The 18,674-nt window shown below is 38.6% G+C and carries 17 protein-coding genes; 6 read left to right on the top strand and 11 right to left on the bottom strand.

From position 1 onward, the window contains the following. The coding region (locus NY014_RS12270; protein ID WP_435520637.1) for a DUF7507 domain-containing protein at window positions 1–3,470 on the bottom strand (3,470 nt) is incomplete at its 3' end. 422 nt (window positions 3,471–3,892) lie between these two features. Here NY014_RS12270 and NY014_RS12265 point away from each other — a divergent pair. Together NY014_RS12265 and NY014_RS12260 are read left to right on the top strand one after the other, a co-directional pair. Next, window positions 3,893–5,311 carry an aldehyde dehydrogenase family protein gene (locus tag NY014_RS12265; protein ID WP_259414868.1) on the top strand — a complete coding sequence of 473 codons (1,419 nt, stop codon included), beginning with the start codon at window positions 3,893–3,895 and terminating at the stop codon, window positions 5,309–5,311. Between the two features lies 1 nt (window position 5,312). Further along, a complete protein-coding gene (locus NY014_RS12260) occupies window positions 5,313–6,197 on the top strand; it encodes an alpha/beta hydrolase (protein ID WP_259414867.1) in 885 nt (294 codons plus the stop codon). Between the two features lie 39 nt (window positions 6,198–6,236). Here the strand turns inward: NY014_RS12260 and NY014_RS12255 are convergent, their stop codons facing one another. Both NY014_RS12255 and NY014_RS12250 read right to left on the bottom strand, forming a co-directional pair. Next, window positions 6,237–6,470 (bottom strand): hypothetical protein, encoded by a 234-nt coding sequence (locus tag NY014_RS12255; RefSeq protein ID WP_135071634.1) that lies wholly within the window; start codon window positions 6,468–6,470, stop codon window positions 6,237–6,239. Then, window positions 6,445–7,047 (bottom strand): RNA polymerase sigma factor, encoded by a 603-nt coding sequence (locus NY014_RS12250; RefSeq protein ID WP_259414866.1) that lies wholly within the window; start codon window positions 7,045–7,047, stop codon window positions 6,445–6,447. The genes NY014_RS12255 and NY014_RS12250 overlap by 26 nt, the downstream gene beginning before the upstream one ends. Window positions 7,048–7,382: 335 nt before the next feature. Here NY014_RS12250 and NY014_RS12245 point away from each other — a divergent pair, with 335 nt between their 5' ends. Beyond that, window positions 7,383–7,736, top strand: a complete 354-nt coding sequence (locus NY014_RS12245; RefSeq protein WP_259414865.1) for a DUF3127 domain-containing protein — start codon at window positions 7,383–7,385, stop codon at window positions 7,734–7,736. Between the two features lie 17 nt (window positions 7,737–7,753). Beyond that, window positions 7,754–8,215 (top strand): hypothetical protein, encoded by a 462-nt coding sequence (locus NY014_RS12240; RefSeq protein WP_259414864.1) that lies wholly within the window; start codon window positions 7,754–7,756, stop codon window positions 8,213–8,215. Here the strand turns inward: NY014_RS12240 and NY014_RS12235 are convergent. From NY014_RS12235 to NY014_RS12220, 4 genes are read right to left on the bottom strand one after another with little or no spacing between them, the layout of a single operon-like run. After that, window positions 8,205–8,360: a hypothetical protein gene (locus tag NY014_RS12235; RefSeq protein WP_259414863.1), complete on the bottom strand. Its 156-nt coding sequence runs from the start codon at window positions 8,358–8,360 to the stop codon at window positions 8,205–8,207. The genes NY014_RS12240 and NY014_RS12235 overlap by 11 nt on opposite strands. A gap of 27 nt (window positions 8,361–8,387) precedes the next feature. Next, entirely contained in the window at window positions 8,388–8,903 is a 516-nt protein-coding gene (purE, locus tag NY014_RS12230; protein ID WP_259414862.1) for a 5-(carboxyamino)imidazole ribonucleotide mutase, read from the bottom strand. Next, entirely contained in the window at window positions 8,900–10,033 is a 1,134-nt protein-coding gene (locus tag NY014_RS12225; RefSeq protein ID WP_259414861.1) for a 5-(carboxyamino)imidazole ribonucleotide synthase, read from the bottom strand. Before NY014_RS12225 ends, purE begins: the two co-directional genes overlap by 4 nt. A 45-nt stretch (window positions 10,034–10,078) precedes the next feature. Beyond that, window positions 10,079–11,878 (bottom strand): MutS-related protein, encoded by a 1,800-nt coding sequence (locus NY014_RS12220; RefSeq protein WP_259414860.1) that lies wholly within the window; start codon window positions 11,876–11,878, stop codon window positions 10,079–10,081. 55 nt (window positions 11,879–11,933) lie between these two features. Between NY014_RS12220 and NY014_RS12215 the strand changes: the two genes are divergently transcribed. Together NY014_RS12215 and NY014_RS12210 are read left to right on the top strand one after the other, a co-directional pair. Continuing rightward, window positions 11,934–12,116, top strand: a complete 183-nt coding sequence (locus NY014_RS12215; protein ID WP_259414859.1) for a hypothetical protein — start codon at window positions 11,934–11,936, stop codon at window positions 12,114–12,116. A 25-nt stretch (window positions 12,117–12,141) separates the two neighbouring features. Next, window positions 12,142–12,972, top strand: a complete 831-nt coding sequence (locus NY014_RS12210; RefSeq protein ID WP_259414858.1) for a hypothetical protein — start codon at window positions 12,142–12,144, stop codon at window positions 12,970–12,972. Between the two features lie 147 nt (window positions 12,973–13,119). Here the strand turns inward: NY014_RS12210 and NY014_RS12205 are convergent, their stop codons facing one another. The 4 genes from NY014_RS12205 to NY014_RS12190 form a co-directional block, all read right to left on the bottom strand. Continuing rightward, window positions 13,120–13,470, bottom strand: coding sequence for a hypothetical protein (locus NY014_RS12205; RefSeq protein WP_259414857.1), 351 nt, complete (start codon window positions 13,468–13,470; stop codon window positions 13,120–13,122). 17 nt (window positions 13,471–13,487) lie between these two features. Further along, on the bottom strand, window positions 13,488–15,842 hold the full coding sequence (locus NY014_RS12200; RefSeq protein WP_259414856.1) for an OmpA family protein: 2,355 nt from the start codon (window positions 15,840–15,842) through the stop codon (window positions 13,488–13,490). Then, window positions 15,839–16,816, bottom strand: a complete 978-nt coding sequence (locus tag NY014_RS12195) for a PorP/SprF family type IX secretion system membrane protein (protein ID WP_259414855.1) — start codon at window positions 16,814–16,816, stop codon at window positions 15,839–15,841. Before NY014_RS12195 ends, NY014_RS12200 begins: the two co-directional genes overlap by 4 nt. Continuing rightward, window positions 16,813–18,674 (bottom strand): DUF7507 domain-containing protein (locus NY014_RS12190; RefSeq protein WP_259414854.1); only part of this gene is annotated, 1,862 nt, incomplete at its 5' end. The genes NY014_RS12195 and NY014_RS12190, both read right to left, overlap by 4 nt.

Raw genomic sequence — 18,674 nt, 5'->3', positions numbered from 1 at the left:
TCGTCAGATACTTGAGCCTGTCCATTGGTTCCTGTAGCCGTAGCTACGTTTAGAATCGAACCGTTATCGATATCCGCCTGAGTGACATTGTAGACTGTCTGTCTTACCACCACTGCATCCGGCACAAGGGTTCCCACATTCTCGTTGAAGCCCGTCAAAGGATCCGTGATCGTCACATTGGTCAAGGTCACGTTTCCGGTGTTGGTCACCGTCAAGGTGTAAGTCACTTCCTTACCCGCTGCATTCACCAAATTTGGTGCAGCTGTCTTGTTGATTTCAATATCAGGAGTAGGAACAAAGAATTCACTATGCTCATCTTCATCAATTACAATTGCCTGGTTTGGAGCAGTTCCGCTTACGGTTGCAATATTGGTAAAGCTCCCGAAATCAATATCCTGCTGGGTAAGTACATATTGAGCTGTAAAGGTTGAGTTGTTGGAAACTCCGGGAGCTAGACTACTTATCGGCCCACCAATGACATTTACCAATGGATCCGAAATAGTAATATTAGTTAGAGTAACATTACCCGTGTTGTTTACTGTGAAATTGTAACTAATCGTCTCACCAACATCTGCTATATTATTACCATTCTCATCATTAAAATCTCCGTCTTTGATTAGTTCAATACTTGGAAGTTGGTATGCATTTACTGTTTCAGTGTCCTCATTCGATGTAACACTGTTACCGCTTGCGGATGCTATGTTGGTTACAGAGCCAGCATCCAGGTCAGATTGGGTAATGATATAAGTACCTGTAGCCGTTACGCTGGCTCCTGGGGCCAATGGACCGTTCACGTCCGCAATGTTTGGAATCCTGTCGTCAGTCACACTGAACGGACCGGCCAAAGTCACATTACCACTGTTTGTGATTACGTAGTCATAGACCACTTGGTCCCCAACTGATGCATACGGATCGCCGGATACAACCTGCTTATCCAAGGTTAAGGCTGGACTCTGCGTTGCATTTACAGTCTCAGTGTCCTCATTCGATGAAACACTGTTACCGCTTGCGGATGCTATGTTGGTTACAGAGCCAGCATCCAGGTCAGCTTGTGTAATGATATAGGTACCTGTAGCCGTTACGCTGGCTCCTGGGGCCAATGGACCGTTCACGTCCGCAATGTTTGGAATCCTGTCGTCAGTCACACTGAACGGACCGGCCAAAGTCACATTACCACTGTTTGTGATTACGTAGTCATAGACCACTTGGTCCCCAACTGATGCATACGGATCGCCGGATACAACCTGCTTATCCAAGGTTAAGGCTGGACTCTGCGTTGCATTTACAGTCTCAGTATCCTCATTCGAAGTAACCCCGTTACCGCTTGCGGATGCTATGTTGGTTACAAAGCCAGCATCCAAATCGGCCTGGGTAATGGTATAGGTGCCTGTAGCAGTTACGCTTGCTCCTGGGGCCAATGGACCGTTCACGTCCGCAATGTTTGGAATCCTGTCGTCAGTCACACTGAACGGACCGGCCAAAGTCACATTACCACTGTTTGTGATTACGTAGTCATAGACCACTTGGTCCCCAACTGACGTATAAGGATCGCCGGATACAACCTGCTTATCCAAGGTTAAGGCCTTATTTTGAAAAAGTGTCTGAACATCGTCATCAGTAGCAGAAACAGGAGTGCCCAATGTCGTTCCGGAAACTTCTGCAGTATTAGTAAATGTACCTGCATCAATATCCGCTTGAGTTAAAGTATAACTAGCAGTAAAAGTAGAGTTGTCAACTCCTCCAGGAGCAAGAATGGCAATAGGCTCTCCCGAAACAGTTACTTTAAGATCAGTAATAGAAACATCATTGATAGGTGAAGTACCCGAATTAGTAACTATAAACGAATAATTAATCACATCACCTTCATCAACCCTATCATTAGGCGCTACCACAGTCATATCGATAGTACCTGTTTTTACCAAGGCTATAGAACAGGTTTGAACTGTAATACTTACTTCTACTCTTGGGCTTTCACATTCGCCATCTTTTATCTGACTTACCCAAACCGAATAAGTGCCTGGCGCAGAAGCATCGGTATCAACTGAAGGAATAGAGCCTAGAGGAGTATTTGAAGTTTCAGTATCATAATATAAAAGTGTATAATCATTTCCAGCGGATGTTACGTCATAAGCCTGAATTCCTGAACCTGAACAGAACTCTGAGTTTAAAACCACAGGTTCAATTCCATTCTTAGGAATAATAATCGTAAGAGGTTTTGTCTTTTTGTCACAGCCACCAGTCGTAAAACTATAAGTTATCTCATATTCACCTGGTGCACTCGCATTTAAGTCAATGGTGCCCGCAGGAAAAGCTGGAGTAGGAGCCCAAACTAAGTCACCTAAATGTCCCACTGCTTTATAAGAGTATGTTCCTCCTTGTACGCCAGTTTGGGTTACATACGCATAGTCCCCACAAAAATCTTGGCCTTCATATGAAATAGCAGCATCTCCAAAAACCAAACTTGCTTCAATAGGAAATATAAGATCGGTTAATTCCGCACTCAAGGATCCTGAGTTTTTTGTTTTTACCAAAACAGAACCAATTGTCAAATCTTGGCATGGAATTCCTTCTCCATCCAAAAATGATTGAACATTGATTGCCGCTTCTACAAACTGATAACTCGAATATTCAAATGCGCCAAAAGCACCAAATGGATTTTCTACACCATCAACTTGGTTAGTAAATGCATGGTAGTCAACTTGAGTATCTTCATAATAATCCCAATCCCCTGCTCCTGGAGACGATTCGCCCCATCTAAATGCTTTAATAATTGGATTGGAACCACCATTTGAATAAGTAATTGAAATCTGAAGATCCCCTTGAGTACGGCCTCCATCAGGACCAGTACTAACTACATTTCCACCTCCATCAGGAAAGGTTAACTCTGTTGTAGCCTGAAAAAACTCAAAGTCCAAATAGGAGGCACCATTTGTTTCTCTTCTATCGGCGCCTACAATCAACCATTGGTTACCCTGATCATCCTGACCTATGTGTAGATAAGCATTATTAATATCACCTTTACCTGTTGCATTACCAATTGACCAAGACCAATTATTAGGATCTTCATTTGCTTTTCCAGATAGAATGTTATCGCCAGATCCATTACCAAAAAGGTCAATCGATCTAAAAGTTGTTATTCTTTCTATTGGAACGATAGTCCCCAAACTGTCATAAAAAACAACACTATCGGATGCTGTTTTTAAGGAATTAATCCAATCCCCTCCCTTTTTAAAAGGAGAAAAATTGTTACTGGGAAGCAGGTTTCCATCAATTTCAAAACCTCCTTTTGGCATTAATACAGTCACCGGATCACTTGCCGTTTGAGCAAATGCATTTGTTTGGATAAACAAGAAAAAAATAAAAAGCCAGGAAAACCCTGATAGCTGGACTGTAAATCTATTTTTCACCCAACTAAAAAAATCACCCGAAGGAGTAGTGGGGTTAAATTGATACTTGGATGAGCCCTCCATATCGTTAAGATTTAAATTTCTCTTTGGTAATTGTGTCGCTATACTCTCTTGATTTATGGTGATTTGGAGCTCTTTTTTACCGATCCAACCACCCCCTTTCGCTAACTATTTTGCCAGTTTTTGTAAAATCTCTTGATTTTGCCAAAACCAGTCACTTTTATGTAGTAAATGTACACTTTTTTGCAGTTTATCCAAATTTTTTAGGTGATTATTTTTATACGAAATGCATTTTTTTATTTATGAAAGTATTTTTTGTTGATATTTTTTACAATTCTGTTTAATGTTTGAGCAATCTGATTAAACAATCCTTAAATACTGGTTTTTACCGTGTTTTCATTCAATGATTTTGGCCTGATTCAAAAAATTCAGGGAGGCTTTTCGACTACTTTTTTTATCTTTCTTTTTGATAGAAAAATCAAACCATGGAAATCTCAGAATTCACCGAAATCCAACTTAGCCTAGCCTTATTACAAAAGACTGCTGTCGCGTGGAGAAGCTCCACCGCATCAGAAAGGATAAATCGCTTGAAAAAACTCAGAACCTGGATCAAAAACCATCAAAGTGATATCCGAGAAGCACTTTGGGATGATTTCCGAAAATCAGAAGTAGAGACGGATCTCTCGGAAATCTTTCCGGTAACCTCCGAGATCAATCATTCTATCAAGTATCTGAAATCCTGGATGAAGCCCAAATCGCTTTCCACTCCAATGCCTATGCTTGGGACAAAGGCGAAAATTCTGTTTGAACCAAAAGGTGTTTCCTTAATTATTGCGCCATGGAATTATCCATTCAATTTGGCTATTGGCCCACTTGTTTCGGCTATTGCGGCTGGCTGCCCTGCTGTAATTAAGCCTTCTGAACTTACCCCTGCCACTTCTTCTTTAATTTCTAAAATGATTTCAGAGATTTTTTCTGAGAGTGAAGTACAGGTATTTCAAGGGGATGCTGAAGTAGCACAAGCACTTCTATCTCTTCCATTTGACCATATTTTCTTTACAGGAAGTCCGCAGATAGGAAAAATCGTCATGGAGCATGCAGCAAAGCATCTCACTTCAGTAACCTTGGAACTTGGTGGGAAAAGCCCTTGCATCATTACCGAATCAGCGGATATAAAGGATGCTGCGCAAAAAATCATTTATGGAAAATTGGTCAATTGCGGACAAACCTGCGTGGCTCCCGATTACATTTTGGTACATGAAGACAGAAAGGAATTACTCCTAGCCGAACTTCAAGTGGCCATACAGGAAATGTACGATCCACAGTTCAAAGGATTAGAACACAGCCAGGATATGGCGCGAATCGTCAATGAAAGACATTTTTCACGCTTAAAATCCTATTTAGATGATGCGATAGAAAAGGGAGCTAAAATCGAATTTGGAGGAAAATCAATTCCTCACCATCGATTTATTGAACCGACCTTGCTGACTGAAATCGAAGAGGATATGCTCGTTGCTCAAGAAGAGATATTTGGTCCCTTATTGCCAATTTTAACTTATAAAAACCTTCAAGAAGCTGTTCAGTATATCAACAAAAAGCCCAAGCCTTTAGCTCTTTACATCTTCGACAAAAGCAAAAGCTATGAAAAGGTGCTTCAGCAAACCAGTTCGGGAAATGCTGTCATTAATGATTGTGTCCTCCACTTTTTGCACAATGAGATGCCTTTTGGCGGTGTCAATAACAGCGGGATTGGAAAAGCGCATGGCCATTTCGGTTTTTTAGCTTTCAGCAATGAAAAAGGGATCTTAAAACAACGAATCGGACCCAATAACACGACACTTCTCAGACCACCTTATGGGATGAAAACCAAACAAATCATCAAGTCACTTATCAAATGGTTCTAAAATGCAAAAATTCGATTTTTCCATCTTTTTAAAGCGCTTAGCCTCTTATTCATTTTTCATAGGGATCTTAATCATCTCGAGCTGTAGCTCCAACGACGATCCAATTCCAGATGGTCCATTACCAGCCCTTGAACTATTCGATAATTCATATGGTCAAGATGCAAGACAGGTCATGGACGTCTTTTTGCCGGCTGGAAGAAGCCTGGAAAATACGCCGATCATGATCTATATCCACGGCGGAGCCTGGATTGATGGTAGCAAGGAGGAATTTTTGCAATTCAAAACTGCCTTTGAACAAGCTCTACCTGACTTTGCTTTTGTGGCAATCAATTATCGCCTCTTTGATTTTATTACAAATTCCAATCGATTTCCGACACAAGAAAATGATGTGATTGCTGCTGTACAGCATGTCTTGGCTAATCGGGTAAGTTGGAATGTAAGTGATGAGCTTTACCTAGCCGGAGCAAGCGCTGGGGGGCATTTGGCTTTGTTGCATGCTTACAAACATCAAGAAGTAGGAGACATTCAAGCAGTTATGGCATTATTCCCTCCGACTGATTTGACTTCTCTTTATGATTTCAATTTTCTTACCCAATCTGGATTAACAGCCCTTTTGAATGGTAGCCCTCAAACCAACCCAGATGCTTATTTTCAATCCAGCCCAGTCAATTTTATCAAACCTTCATCTCCACCTACTGCCTTTTTCCACGGTACTGTGGATACAGTTGTTCCTATTTCCCAAAGTGATTTACTGGCCGCCAAACTACAAGAAGAGGGTGTGATTTATGAATATCAAATATTTGAAGGACAGGGGCATGGTTTTAACCCAGCCACCTATGCAGCCATTATTTCGGATATTTCAGCTTTCATCGGTGCTTTAGATTAAAAAGAAAAACCCTGCCGTGATGACAGGGTTACCGGATCTTTAGACTTTTTGAAGTCCCGTAGACTTGGCTTTCGATTTGATCGCCTTTACTACTTTTTCGGAAGGTAGGAGTCGGATTTGGTCCAGTTGCTCTATAGTGCTCAGCATTTCCAAGTATTCTTGCATCAGATGCTCATCATCGTGCAAGGCCTGCATTAAGAGTTCTTGTTCTACCTCCGGCATTTCCTGATAGATATATCTAATCAGGTCATTTGGGGTAAATGGTTTTATCATAGGCAAAATTTAGTTGTTTCATTTTTTTCCGTAGATGAATCAGCGCATACCGCATTCTTCCTAGAGCCGTATTGATACTTACTCCGGTTTGGTCGGCAATTTCTTGAAAGCTCATGTCCATATAATGTCTCATGATCAACACCTGCTTTTGAGTTTCAGGCAATTCATCGATTAATCTTCTTATCAAGGCCACTTCCTCCTCTTTCACCTGCTCATCTTCTGCATTCCCTTCTGAAAAGCGAAGCGAATTGAAAATATTCGAACCATCCTCCATTATAATGACAGGATAGCGCCTTGCCTTCCGAAAATGATCAACTGCCAGATTATGCGCAATTCGCATAATCCAAGGTTGAAACTTCCCTTCTTCATTGTATTTATCCGAATGAAGGATATTAATCACCTTCACGAACACATCCTGAAGAAGATCTTCGGCAAGTTCCTGATCCTTCACGATCAGCAATATGGTAGTATAAACTTTGGTTTTGTATCGATCTACTAAAAGATCAAACGCGGCTTCATTGCCATTTCTGTACTGAGCAATAAGCTCAGCATCTCTTGGTCCTATTCGCTTATTCATTGTTTATAGTTTATCAACAACGTAAAAGTCTAAGCCATAGTATAGGGGTTATCGAGATTTCAGATTTTTTTTAAAACAGGATATTAAAAATAAGCCTTTCACCTATTCCTCACAAACCAGATTGGGGATTTTTTGAAAGATTAAAATTAAACCAAATTTTCATTGGCATTTTCAAAAATCCTTAATCTAGAATATTGGAAAAGGGAAATCCATTTGTTCAATAAAGGTGCCAAAAAAGAAAATTCGAAAGGCTTTTTCTAAGGGAATTCTTCTTTCTAGCTAAGGTCTTTACCAAGTCATTCCTTAACTTCGAAGATTGAAATTAAATATGCATTATGGAACTGAGCGGAAAAGTAATTCAGAAATTACAGGAGGTTAGCGGAAACTCAAAATCAGGAAATAACTGGCGCAAGCAGGAGTTTATCATTGAAACACCAGGTAATTACCCAAAAAAGGTTTGTGTAGCACTTTGGGGAGATAAAATCGATCAATTTCCTATTTCTGTAGGAGAGGAAGTAAAATTAAGTATCGATGTAGAAAGCCGCGAATATAACGGCAGATGGTACACTGATGTCAAAGCCTATCGAATAGAAAAGGCTTCAGATACGAATTCAACTCAAACTTTTGAAAATGGCCCGCTTGATGTGGATACCTTCCACGCGGACGAAGAAGATCAATTACCTTTTTAATAGAATACAATTTTCCTATGTGGGATGATTTTGATGATGAAGATCCGGACTTCGATGGAGATGAAGATTTTGATTTTCAAAAACAGCAAGACCGGATCTATCAACACCCTTTAATGAAAAAAGCCAAGGAAATCGTAGGACTTACACGAGCTTTGGTAGGGAGCCTGGATGAAGCCCGGAAAGAACTTTATGGCAGCATCATGATGGAAGATGCAATGGTGATGAGCGCCAAGTTTGCGGGAGCTGAATCGATTCCGGATTATGTGATAAAAATGGAAAAGGCTACTCTAATGAAAATTCATGCAAAAAGTCTTAACTCCATGACCTATCAACTAGCCATGGAAGAAACGCATGCTGAAGAACATTTGGAATTACTACGTACAGCCATAGAAGAATATAGGAAACTGTTCATTGAATGGATCAAGGGATTTGATCCCAATCAGAAATTTGATGATGGCTGGGGAATCTTTACGGATTGATTTGATTAGAGCCAAAACGGAATCCCAGATAGGCTCCTCCAATCATAAGAATAAGGGTGATCAATGCCATTAATAGAATTACATGCAAGGGCACTCCCCATAATTCCCCACCAATCTTAAACCGAACAATTCGCTTCCAATCCATTTCTAAAGATCCTTGGTGGCAGGGAAATTATTTTTTCAGAATGGCCTTCCAGCCCTTTTCTTCAATCTCTTCAGCGGATTTTTCTACCTTTTCCTGAAGGCTTTTTTTATAGGCATCGACATTTTCCCCAACTTCAGCGTCAAAAGCTCCTACCATAGAAGCTGCCAAAATACCGGCATTTTTCCCTCCATTTAAGGCAACAGTAGCGACTGGAATTCCTCCCGGCATTTGCAAAATTGAAAGAATACTATCCCAACCATCGATGGAATTCGAGCTCTTGACAGGAACTCCGATTACCGGCAAACTTGTCATGGAAGCAACCATTCCAGGAAGATGGGCGGCACCACCTGCACCTGCAATGATGACTTTCAAACCACGATCACGAGCTGATCTGGCATATTCAACCATCCGATCCGGAGTTCGATGTGCTGACACCACGGTTAATTCATATTGTACTCCGAGTTCTTCCAGCATTTGTGCGGCTTCAGCCATAACCGGAAGGTCTGACTGACTGCCCATGATGATTCCTACCTGTGGGTTCATGCTTTGATTTTGATTAAGTTCTTAATGTAATGGGCTCTTTTTTTCAAATTATCTACGTCTTCATCGAGTACCGTGACATGCCCCATCTTTCGGAAAGGCTTGGTAAGCTTCTTTCCGTATAAATGGATGTAAACGCCTTTTTCCGATACTGCCTCTTCCATCCCCTCAACGTAGGCTTCTCCTTGATAACCTCCCTCTCCTAGCAAATTGATCATAGCTGCTGGACATCGCAGGCTTGTATCTCCTAGAGGCCAGTTCATCACCGAGCGAAGGTGTTGTTCAAATTGACTGGTATAATTGGCTTCAATCGTATGATGTCCGCTGTTATGAGGGCGAGGAGCGATTTCATTTACCAAAACCTCACCGTCCTTAGTCACGAACATCTCTACTGCCAAAATCCCAACCATATCTAACTTTAAAATAACCTCTCGAGCAATTTCCTGTGCTTTTTTCTCAATTTCGGGTGAAATACTCGCTGGGGCAAAAAGGAACTCTACCAAATTAGCCGTAGGATGAAAAGCACACTCCACGGCTGGATAGGCAACCAAATCACCTTTGGAATTCCGAGCGACAGTCACAGCGATTTCCTTATCGAAATCAATCAGTTTCTCCAATAATCCCGGGGCATCAAAAGCTTTTCCCAAATCAGACTCATCACGAAGAATTTGAACACCTCGTCCATCGTAGCCTTCCCTGCCTAATTTATTTACTGCGGGTAAAAAATCAAGATTTTGCTTTACCTCTTCTTTATCTTCTGTCAAAACAAACTCGGCAGTTGGGATTCCGTGATCCCGATAAAACTGTTTCTGTTCCCGTTTATCTTGTATCAGTCGTATTATTTCAGGTTGCGGAAAAACCCGCTTCCCCTCTTTCTGAAGCTGCTCTAAAGCTTCCGTATTGACATTCTCGATCTCAATCGAAATCACATCACAACCCTTTCCAAATTGGTAGACGGTATCAAAATCCCGAAGCGATCCAGTGACAAATTTCTGTGCTAAATCCTTACAGGGTGCATTGGGATCCGGATCCAAAATGTGAATATCCTGATTGTAATTAATGGCGGATTGAATGAGCATCCGACCTAACTGCCCTCCACCGAGGACTCCGAGAATTTGATTTTTTTGGCTCATGATCTTATTGTCCTCAAAAATACACCTTTCCGCCCGAAGGAAAAATTAGGATTTCTCTTCAAACCGGATTCCCATTAATTCCATGAGTTTGTGAGCATTAAAACTTGGGCAAGGGCCAGGCTTGATGAGGTAATCAAAATCAATGGTGTTTTCATGAATTTGTGAATGGAAACTGAAATTCCGGAGGTATGGAATTTTGCTTTCCAAGCGGCTCAATTCAATATCATGGGTACTGATAATGCCCAAAAACTCCCGCATAGCTAACTGCCGAATTAAAGCTTCACTTCCTGCTATCCGATCTTCTGTATTGGTGCCTTTTAGGATTTCATCCAAAAGAAAAAACAGTCGCTCTCCGTTCTCCAAGCGATCAATCATACCTTTAATCCGACTCAATTCCGCATAAAAGGAGCTAATGCTTTGACCCAGATTATCGGAATTTCGCATACTGGTATAAAGTTTAAAGACTCCAAGCCGAAGGAATTTTGCAAAAGGAGATAAGCCCAAATTCACCAAAACCAAATTTATTCCCAGCGTGCGCATAAAAGTGGTTTTACCGCTCATATTGGCTCCAGTAAGTAAAATGAGCTTGCCGGATTGATCCACGGAAAAATCATTCGCTACAGCTGTTTTTGGTTCAAGTAATGGATGGAAAATCCCTTTCGCTTCGAATTCCATTTTATCCGAAACCTCCCAGCTTCCTAATTGCGCTTCTTCTCGTTCAAAAATTGCCAAGGAAATCAATAGCTCCCAGTAAGCCAATTCATCGGGAAGGCTGGCAATCTCTTTTCCCCAATTGTTTTTCCATTTAGCCCAGCGATAATAAATCAACAAGTCTGTCCAGAAAAACAAATTCAAAGGAATGTACAGAAGGTTCATCCGGTTCTGAATCCAAAGAGAAAGACGGTCCAATTCTTCTAGAAGTTTTGAAGTACTTGGACCTTCAGGAAGCATCAATTTGTCTTGATGATCTCGAAGAATTGAATTGTCAAATTTCTCTGCTTCAAGTAAAAACAGCCAATGTTTATAGGTTTTTAGTACAGTCTGGGAAGGAATCCGATCTCCTGCCTCTTTCAATTCCTTGAATACCATCCCTAAAAATGGCAGTCCAAGGAGAATCCAAATTCCAAGAAATTGAGAGGGAAATAATCCCAAATAGGCTAAAGTACCTGTAGTTAAACCCCCAAGTAAACCAACCCAACCTAATACCAGAAGATAAGGCTTCATCCGAACGGATTGATTCATCCAATCACTCCAATCAATCTTTTGTTCTTTTTCATTAAAAAACGCCTTTCCTATCGCCTCAAAAGACCTCAATAAATCCTCTTTCAAAGCCAGCTCGGAAACAGCTCCATGAAGTCTAAAACCATTTTTTACATCTAATTGGCTCTTGAGCCTTGAGGCAAGAAGGTTTCTGGCTGAATTAGAATGGGTGTGATTTACTAATTGAAATAAGGAATGCTCTCCAAAAAGGTCCAAATCATTAGAAAATGGATGGTCTTTGTCTAGAAATTCTGATCCCGAATCCAAGCTTTTCAAATTTCTTCTTTCTCTTAATACTCTTTCCTGTTGAATCTTGGAAAGCGAGTGATAAACCCGGACTTGGTCCTTTAGAAAATTATGTTGTTGGATGGCCCAAATAAACGACCAAACCGCCAAGCCAGCAGGAAAAATCCAATAAAAAGCATCTGAAAAGAAAAGAACTGCAAAAGCACCAATCGCAACAAAAAGAGCCAGTCGCAAAAGAGAAAAGCCTCCTATTTTCTTTTGGATTGCCTTCTCCTTTTCCAGAAGGTCTTCCGGATGAAAATCAAAAATCCTATTCATATTCAAATATGGGGAAAGCATTCCGGAAATTTTATTCAGCTTTGAACGTTATCAATCATTACCCGTTCCAAGAACCATGGGCAAAAAGAAATCAATCAAGCCGAAAGTAAGCCAGAAAGTAGAATGGGATTTGCCTGATTTTTCAGAAAACATGGGAATTTTCCCAGAAGATGTTCCTTTCGGCAGGAATATTGGATGTGGAGGGAAGAGCATTAAAAAAGAAAATCAAAGCTCAGAAAACCAGAAAAATAAAACCTAACTTCATCTATTAAATTTTAGAAATTATGAAAACTACCTCTTCAATTTTTCGAGTCTTTTTATTTCTTGCCACACTCTCTTTTTTAGGGTCCTGTGATAAAGATTCTGACCCAACCATTACTGAACCAGATTTGTCTGCCGTCGAGGAAAGCCTTGAAGTCATGCAGATCACTGAAGATATGGATTATTTCACCTTGACTGTCCTACAATCAATTGGAGTCAATGGGCGTATTCTGAATGATCCATTCGAAAAAATCTGTGCAGGAGTCTCAGTGGATATTAATGATGATCAAAAAATTATCACTATTGATTTTGGGGACGGATGTACTTCCCCTTCAGGAATAGTTCGAAAAGGGAAAATCACCATTACTTACAATCAAAACTTCCTATTCCCGGGAGCCACAGTTACTACAAATTTTATTGGATATGAAGTAAATGGATTGCAAGTATCAGGTGTCCGTACCTTGGTAAACCAAGCTATAGACCTCGTCAACAATCAAATTACCCTAAAAGTAAGCATGGAAAATGGACAGGTCACCTGGCCAGACAATACCTTCGTTACATACAATACCGATCAAGAAAGAGTAGTGAAATTAGGGGCATCAGGCTATGAAATTTCAATCACAGGAACAGCAAATGGACAAAGTCGAGAAGGTTTTCCTTATTCTTCCACTGTTTCTTCTGATTTAATAGTAAAGCAAGATTGCGTGGAAACAGGCGTTTTAATCCCAACAGCGGGCCTCATGGAACTTAATTATAGAGGATTCCAGCTCACTATTGATTATGGCCAAGGCAGTTGTGACAAGACAATTCTTATAACTTATCCAGGTGGAACCAAAGAAATCACGGTAGATTAAGTTTTCCCCATTTCAAGAATAAAGGGCTATCTTCGAGGATAGCCCTTTTTGATTTTTATGGAAAAGAAAATTATTGGAAGTTATTAAGAAAATTAACCGGATATCTAAAAATTAGAATTTATAATAACGTATTTTATTTCATTTGATCTAAATCTTTATCAAGTGATACTCAAAATTTACACCTCTTGGAAAATCGGCTTCATCAGTATAGTAAAATATTATAATAAACCCATTCCTTCTTGAAACTCCATTTATTATTTTTAATGAATCCCCGTCTATTTCATTGAAGCCTACAAAAACTAAATTAGGTTTAGTTCTTTCATTAGTTAAAACATTAGATAAACTTTGAATATTTGGAAAGACTCCCAAAAAATGAAATAATGAGGAATCTAATTTTTTTACAATTCGATCAATATTATTGAATTCCTTGCCTAAAACATAATAGGTTACTTTGGTATTTACATTAGAATTATACCTTATTTTCAATCTTAAACCCATAATAGTAAGAAAATTAATTAAAAGTTTATTTTTAATTCTACTCTCCTGTTTTTTTGGTGGTTGAAATGGTTACAATCCATTAAACCACAATCATAAACCGGGGACGTTTCCCCGAAGGAATACTCATAAAGTCTGAAAGCCTCAATTTCCTTAGATAGTAAATATTTTTTTACAGATTCTGACCTACGCATAGATAAATCTAAATTATACTTATCTGTACCAAATTGATCTGTATATCCATTAATAGCAAGATTCAATTTAGGCATGGTTTTTAACATCAATGCAACTCGTTCCAACTCCTTTTTGTGAATAGATCTCAACATTGATTTATCAAAATCAAAATAAATAGTTGGAAGTTGATAAACCTGATCAAAAAACCACTTTTGAATTGAGGAAGGATTACAAATATCAAATTCTTTAAACTGATTAGGAATGGAATATTGAACCGTTGGATCTGGGAATAATTCCAAAACAAGCTCAGACCTTCTGTTTAATTGATGTTCAAATTCTGGACAATCTATTCCGTCAACACAATTATTTGTAAGAACTTTTTCACCAAACCATTCCAATCTAATTCTTGAAGGAGATATATCCCACTTTGACAAGTAATCCCTTACAGCATTAGCTCTATTGTTACTTAATACAATATTATATTCATCTGAAGCTCTAGAGTCTGTATGTGAGGAAACCACTAAGTCTAAAAAGTCATATTTATTCATTAATTCACCCAACTGATCAAGCGCTTGTTGTGCATCAGAACGAATATTAAACTTATCTAAATCATAATAAACAATATCCACATAAACTCCCAATTGGTAGGGAATTGGAATAAGTTTATAATTCCTATACAACGTGTCTTCTTGAATATTTTTGGTTGTAATAGTATTATCAGAAATAGAAAAAAATCCTTCCTTAGAAACCGAAACTTGAAAGTCACTATTGGGCTCAAGATTGGTCAATCTCTTATTATTAGCCAAAACTTGACTTTCTAGTAATTTTCTATTTGTGTCATCAAAAACTTCCAGACTATATCCATCTACACCAACATCTTGACAATCTATTACATTAGTTATTAAGTATTTATACAAGGATTCTATATAATAAATATCATCCATGCCTTTCCCTCCCATTCTATCCGAGGAAATAAATATTTCTTGTTCTCCATATTTTCTAAAAGAAAAATCATCATTGGGAGAATTATAAGGAATACCCAGATTTTCAACTGATTCAAACCCATTTTCAGTTTTTTCTGAAACGAAAACATCAAACCCTCCTAAACCTTTATGACCATCAGATGAGAAGTAAAGCTTATCTATATATAAGAATGGATCCCTTTCATTTCCAGGGGAATTAATAACTGGACCAAGATTTATCGGAGACTCAAAATTCAGACTATCATCAAAAGAGGAATAATAAATATCGTATCCTCCATACCCTCCCTCCATATTAGAGGAGAAGTATAATCTTTTATTTTCTAAATCAATAAATGGAGAAATTACCCCGTAATTAAGTGAGTCATTAAAAGGGAAAGCTTTGGGATCTAAAAGTTCTTCTTGAAGAGACAATGTGCTATAGTATAATTCAGGATATACAGTTATTTCTCTTTTTCTTTTTACTTTATTAATTCCCCTGGTAATAGTATAGAATAAAATATTTTTCTCTTTAACAAAGAATGGATCAGAAAAATGAAAGACTTCATCTGAAGGAACATCAAATCCATTTAAGTGGTCTGAACTATCTTTACTATATATAAGGAAAAACTGTCTGTCATTGAAATTATATTTTTCTTTTGTTTGAAACTGATTTTTTGCATCAAGCCTAATAGCCTTTTTCTCCGAAGGGATTACACCTCCTCTGTCACTTGCAAAATACATAGTATTACCAAGGCCTTGTACAATACCATAATCCGAACCATTCGAATTAACTGAGTCAAATGGAATAAGCTTTAGATTTGATCGCTTTGAATACAAATATTTAATATATTCTAAATCAAGTTCAGGGAAATCATTTTCATTAAATTGACTTTGTGCCAAAACATCTTCGAGTTGAAATTCAGGATCTAATTTCATCCCTGCTATAAGAAACTGATAGAAATCTTCTTTAGTAGATTCCTCAAACTGAATTACTTCATTCCACCATTTGAAGCTATTTTCATAATCATGAATATTTTGATAGCTTTCAGCTAACAATAACGCAGTAGAATATTTCTCTTTTTTTGAATATGCTTTTTCATATTCATCCGCTGCAAACCCAAACCTTTCATATTTAAACTTATCATCAGCAAATCTAAGATTCCTATTCTGAGCATATGCAGAAAGACTTGCCAAGAAAAGCATGACGATAAGTACAAATATGTTTTTCTTGATAATCATAACCATCTTGGGTTTTTCATTATGTTTCTCTTCTTGAATAAATAATAACCCACTGATAGCTCATGAGAGTTATATTGTTTAAAACTCTGAAGAGCATTCAAGGAGTGATCATAAGCGTATCCAAGTCTCAAGCTTGGAGCAATAAATATTTCAACTAATGCAGCCACTGCATTTCTTCTACTTAAATCATCTTGCAAGTTGTCGTTCCACATTTGAAAATTGGACCGATAGGAAGCTCCAATCCAGACAGTTTCCATAAACAAGAACATCGCATTTATATCGTAATTTATTGGAGAACCTTTCACATGCTTAAGTAAAAAACTGGGTTTAAACTGAACATCATCGGAAAGGGAAATCAAGCCGCCTGCAGTCAAATAGAAATGAAAGTCATGAAAACCTAAAGCTACGTCCTCTCGAAGAATCGACTTTTTGCCAATCATGTTATATGCACTAAATCCAGCATAAAACCCGTCGGTATTAAAGAAGAGTCCCGCATTAAAATTAGGTGAATACAATCTTATTACACCTTCAGGAAGTAATGGATCACCATCACTTTCAGGCTTTAATTTATTTGGATCAAAAGTGTATTGAGAAACTCCACCAGTCACTCCAAGGCCTAGGAAAGATCTTTGCCCAGTCTGAATTCTATATGCATAAGTAGCATTAAACGAATTGGTTTCAGTAGGACCAAGCCTATCACTTACCATCGAAAACCCAAAGCCCATAGTCCCATCATTTGCACTTAAATCAGCAGTAAAAGTGAATGTCTTAGGAGCGCCAGGAAAGGCAACCCATTGGTCCCTATAGGTACTCTGGAGATAGCCTTCATTTTTATAGCCAGCATATCCTGGATTAATATGTAATCCATTGAAGATATACTGAGTATACTGAGGTAGTTGTTGAGCTTGAATTTGGCAGGTAGTAAAAATCACTAGCAACCAAATTCCAAGACCTATTTTTATTATTCTTCTCATTTTTTCTCCTCTCTGATAACTTGAATCCATCCCTTGTACTCATGAGTCTTTCCTTGCCTATCCTCTGTCCACAGGATATAGTAATAGGTTCCAGAAACAATTCCATTGGCTGACCAATTATTTTGATAATCATCATCTTCATATAAATGATCCCCCCAACGGTTGAAAATGACCACTCTTCTCTTAATGAACTTATTGATTCCTTTGATCCTCCAGAGATCATTTATTCCATCATCATTAGGAGTTATAACATTCGGAATAAAGAATGGCTTAACCACATTGACATCCTGATCAGAATTATCATCCGGATTAGAATCAGGCTCTAGAGAAGAAACGCTTACCGTATTAGTTATGGTTTCCTCAATTCCAGCGGATAAGTCATTTGCTCTAACTTTTAATCTGAGAGTGACTGATGTTTCGGCTGGGAATATAGGAATCGACCAAACTATATTGGAATTATTGACCTGATTAGTAATCTGAAGAGATTCAGGATTATCCACTATCTCATAGCTCAAATATGTGACTCCCAGAGGCAATTGATCGGTGATATTCACGTCAGTTGCTTCCGTATCACCATTGTTACTAATAAGAATCTCATATACAAGCTCATCTCCTTCAAATATTTCTACGGCAAAACTTGTTTTCTCTATTGAAAGATCTACCTCATCTGGCTCAATCACTACTATGATGTATGCAATGTCACAGTTTGAAGGATTATTGACCTCACATAATCTATATTCTAGAATATAAGTACCTGGTTTGTTGAGTGATCCTATTAATTCAAAATCACCATTTGAATAAATTATCAAGCCTTCTAAACCACCCAAATCCGTTATCACAAAGTCTACTGAATCTGGATTTACTATTTGCCCATTTAGCAAATCATTGATTAAGATATTGCCTATTGGCCCTTGATATTTCTCAGGATATGTTCCTAAATCATCATCTATTGCATCAATTTCATTGTAGGTAACTTTTATTTCTACAAAATCTGTTGCAGAAACATCTGTACCCGAAATAGCTCCAATACCTGAAGCAGTAGCGAAATTGAAGAATGATTCATTAGCAGCAAGATCATCAATTGTAACTCTGTAGGTTCCAGTTATAATTACAAATTCTCCCACTTTGAGCAAATCAATAGATCTATTTAATCCAATCATTTCATCTACAATTGTGACGTTAACCAAATCCTCTTCACCAGTATTAGTCACTGTCAAAGTAAATATGATTGACTGACCCACTTCTGAAACTTCAGTTATACTGGCACTCTTAACAATTTGGATATTTGGAATTGGGTTTGAAATATCTTCGATATCAAAAGGTATCTCTATTGAATCTTCATGATTTGTAATTTCACCAGAAGGGGTACTACCTGAAACAATAGCGGTATTCACTAAGGATTCATTTTGTAAATCTTCCTCATTTACAGTATAAGATGTATTAAAGACTACAGATTCACCTGGAGCTAAACTATCTACGGTTTCTTGTAAACCAGTAAGTGGATCACTAATAAGGACATTGTATAAAGTCACATTACCAGTATTAGTCACAGTAAGAGTATAATTAATAATTTCTCCAATTGCTGTGACAGTTTCAACCTCAGCATTCTTCTCAATCATTATAGCAGGACCCTGAACCGCCGTCACGCTCGCAGAATCGCTCTCACTGTATTCAGTATCGCCGTAGCTGTATGTAGCCGTAGCCGTGTTCTCCACGCTACCCGCATCCAGATCCGCCTGGGTGATCGTGTAAGTCGTCGTGTAAGTCTCGGTCACACCAGGAGCAAGACTTGCAATCAATTCATCCAGTCCGGTCAACGGATCGCTTACCACCACATCGGTCAAGGTCACATTGCCCG

Source organism: Algoriphagus limi (assembly GCF_024919275.1).
In the GTDB taxonomy this organism is placed as follows: domain Bacteria; phylum Bacteroidota; class Bacteroidia; order Cytophagales; family Cyclobacteriaceae; genus Algoriphagus; species Algoriphagus limi.
This window is presented reverse-complemented; position numbering and strand designations above follow the sequence as displayed.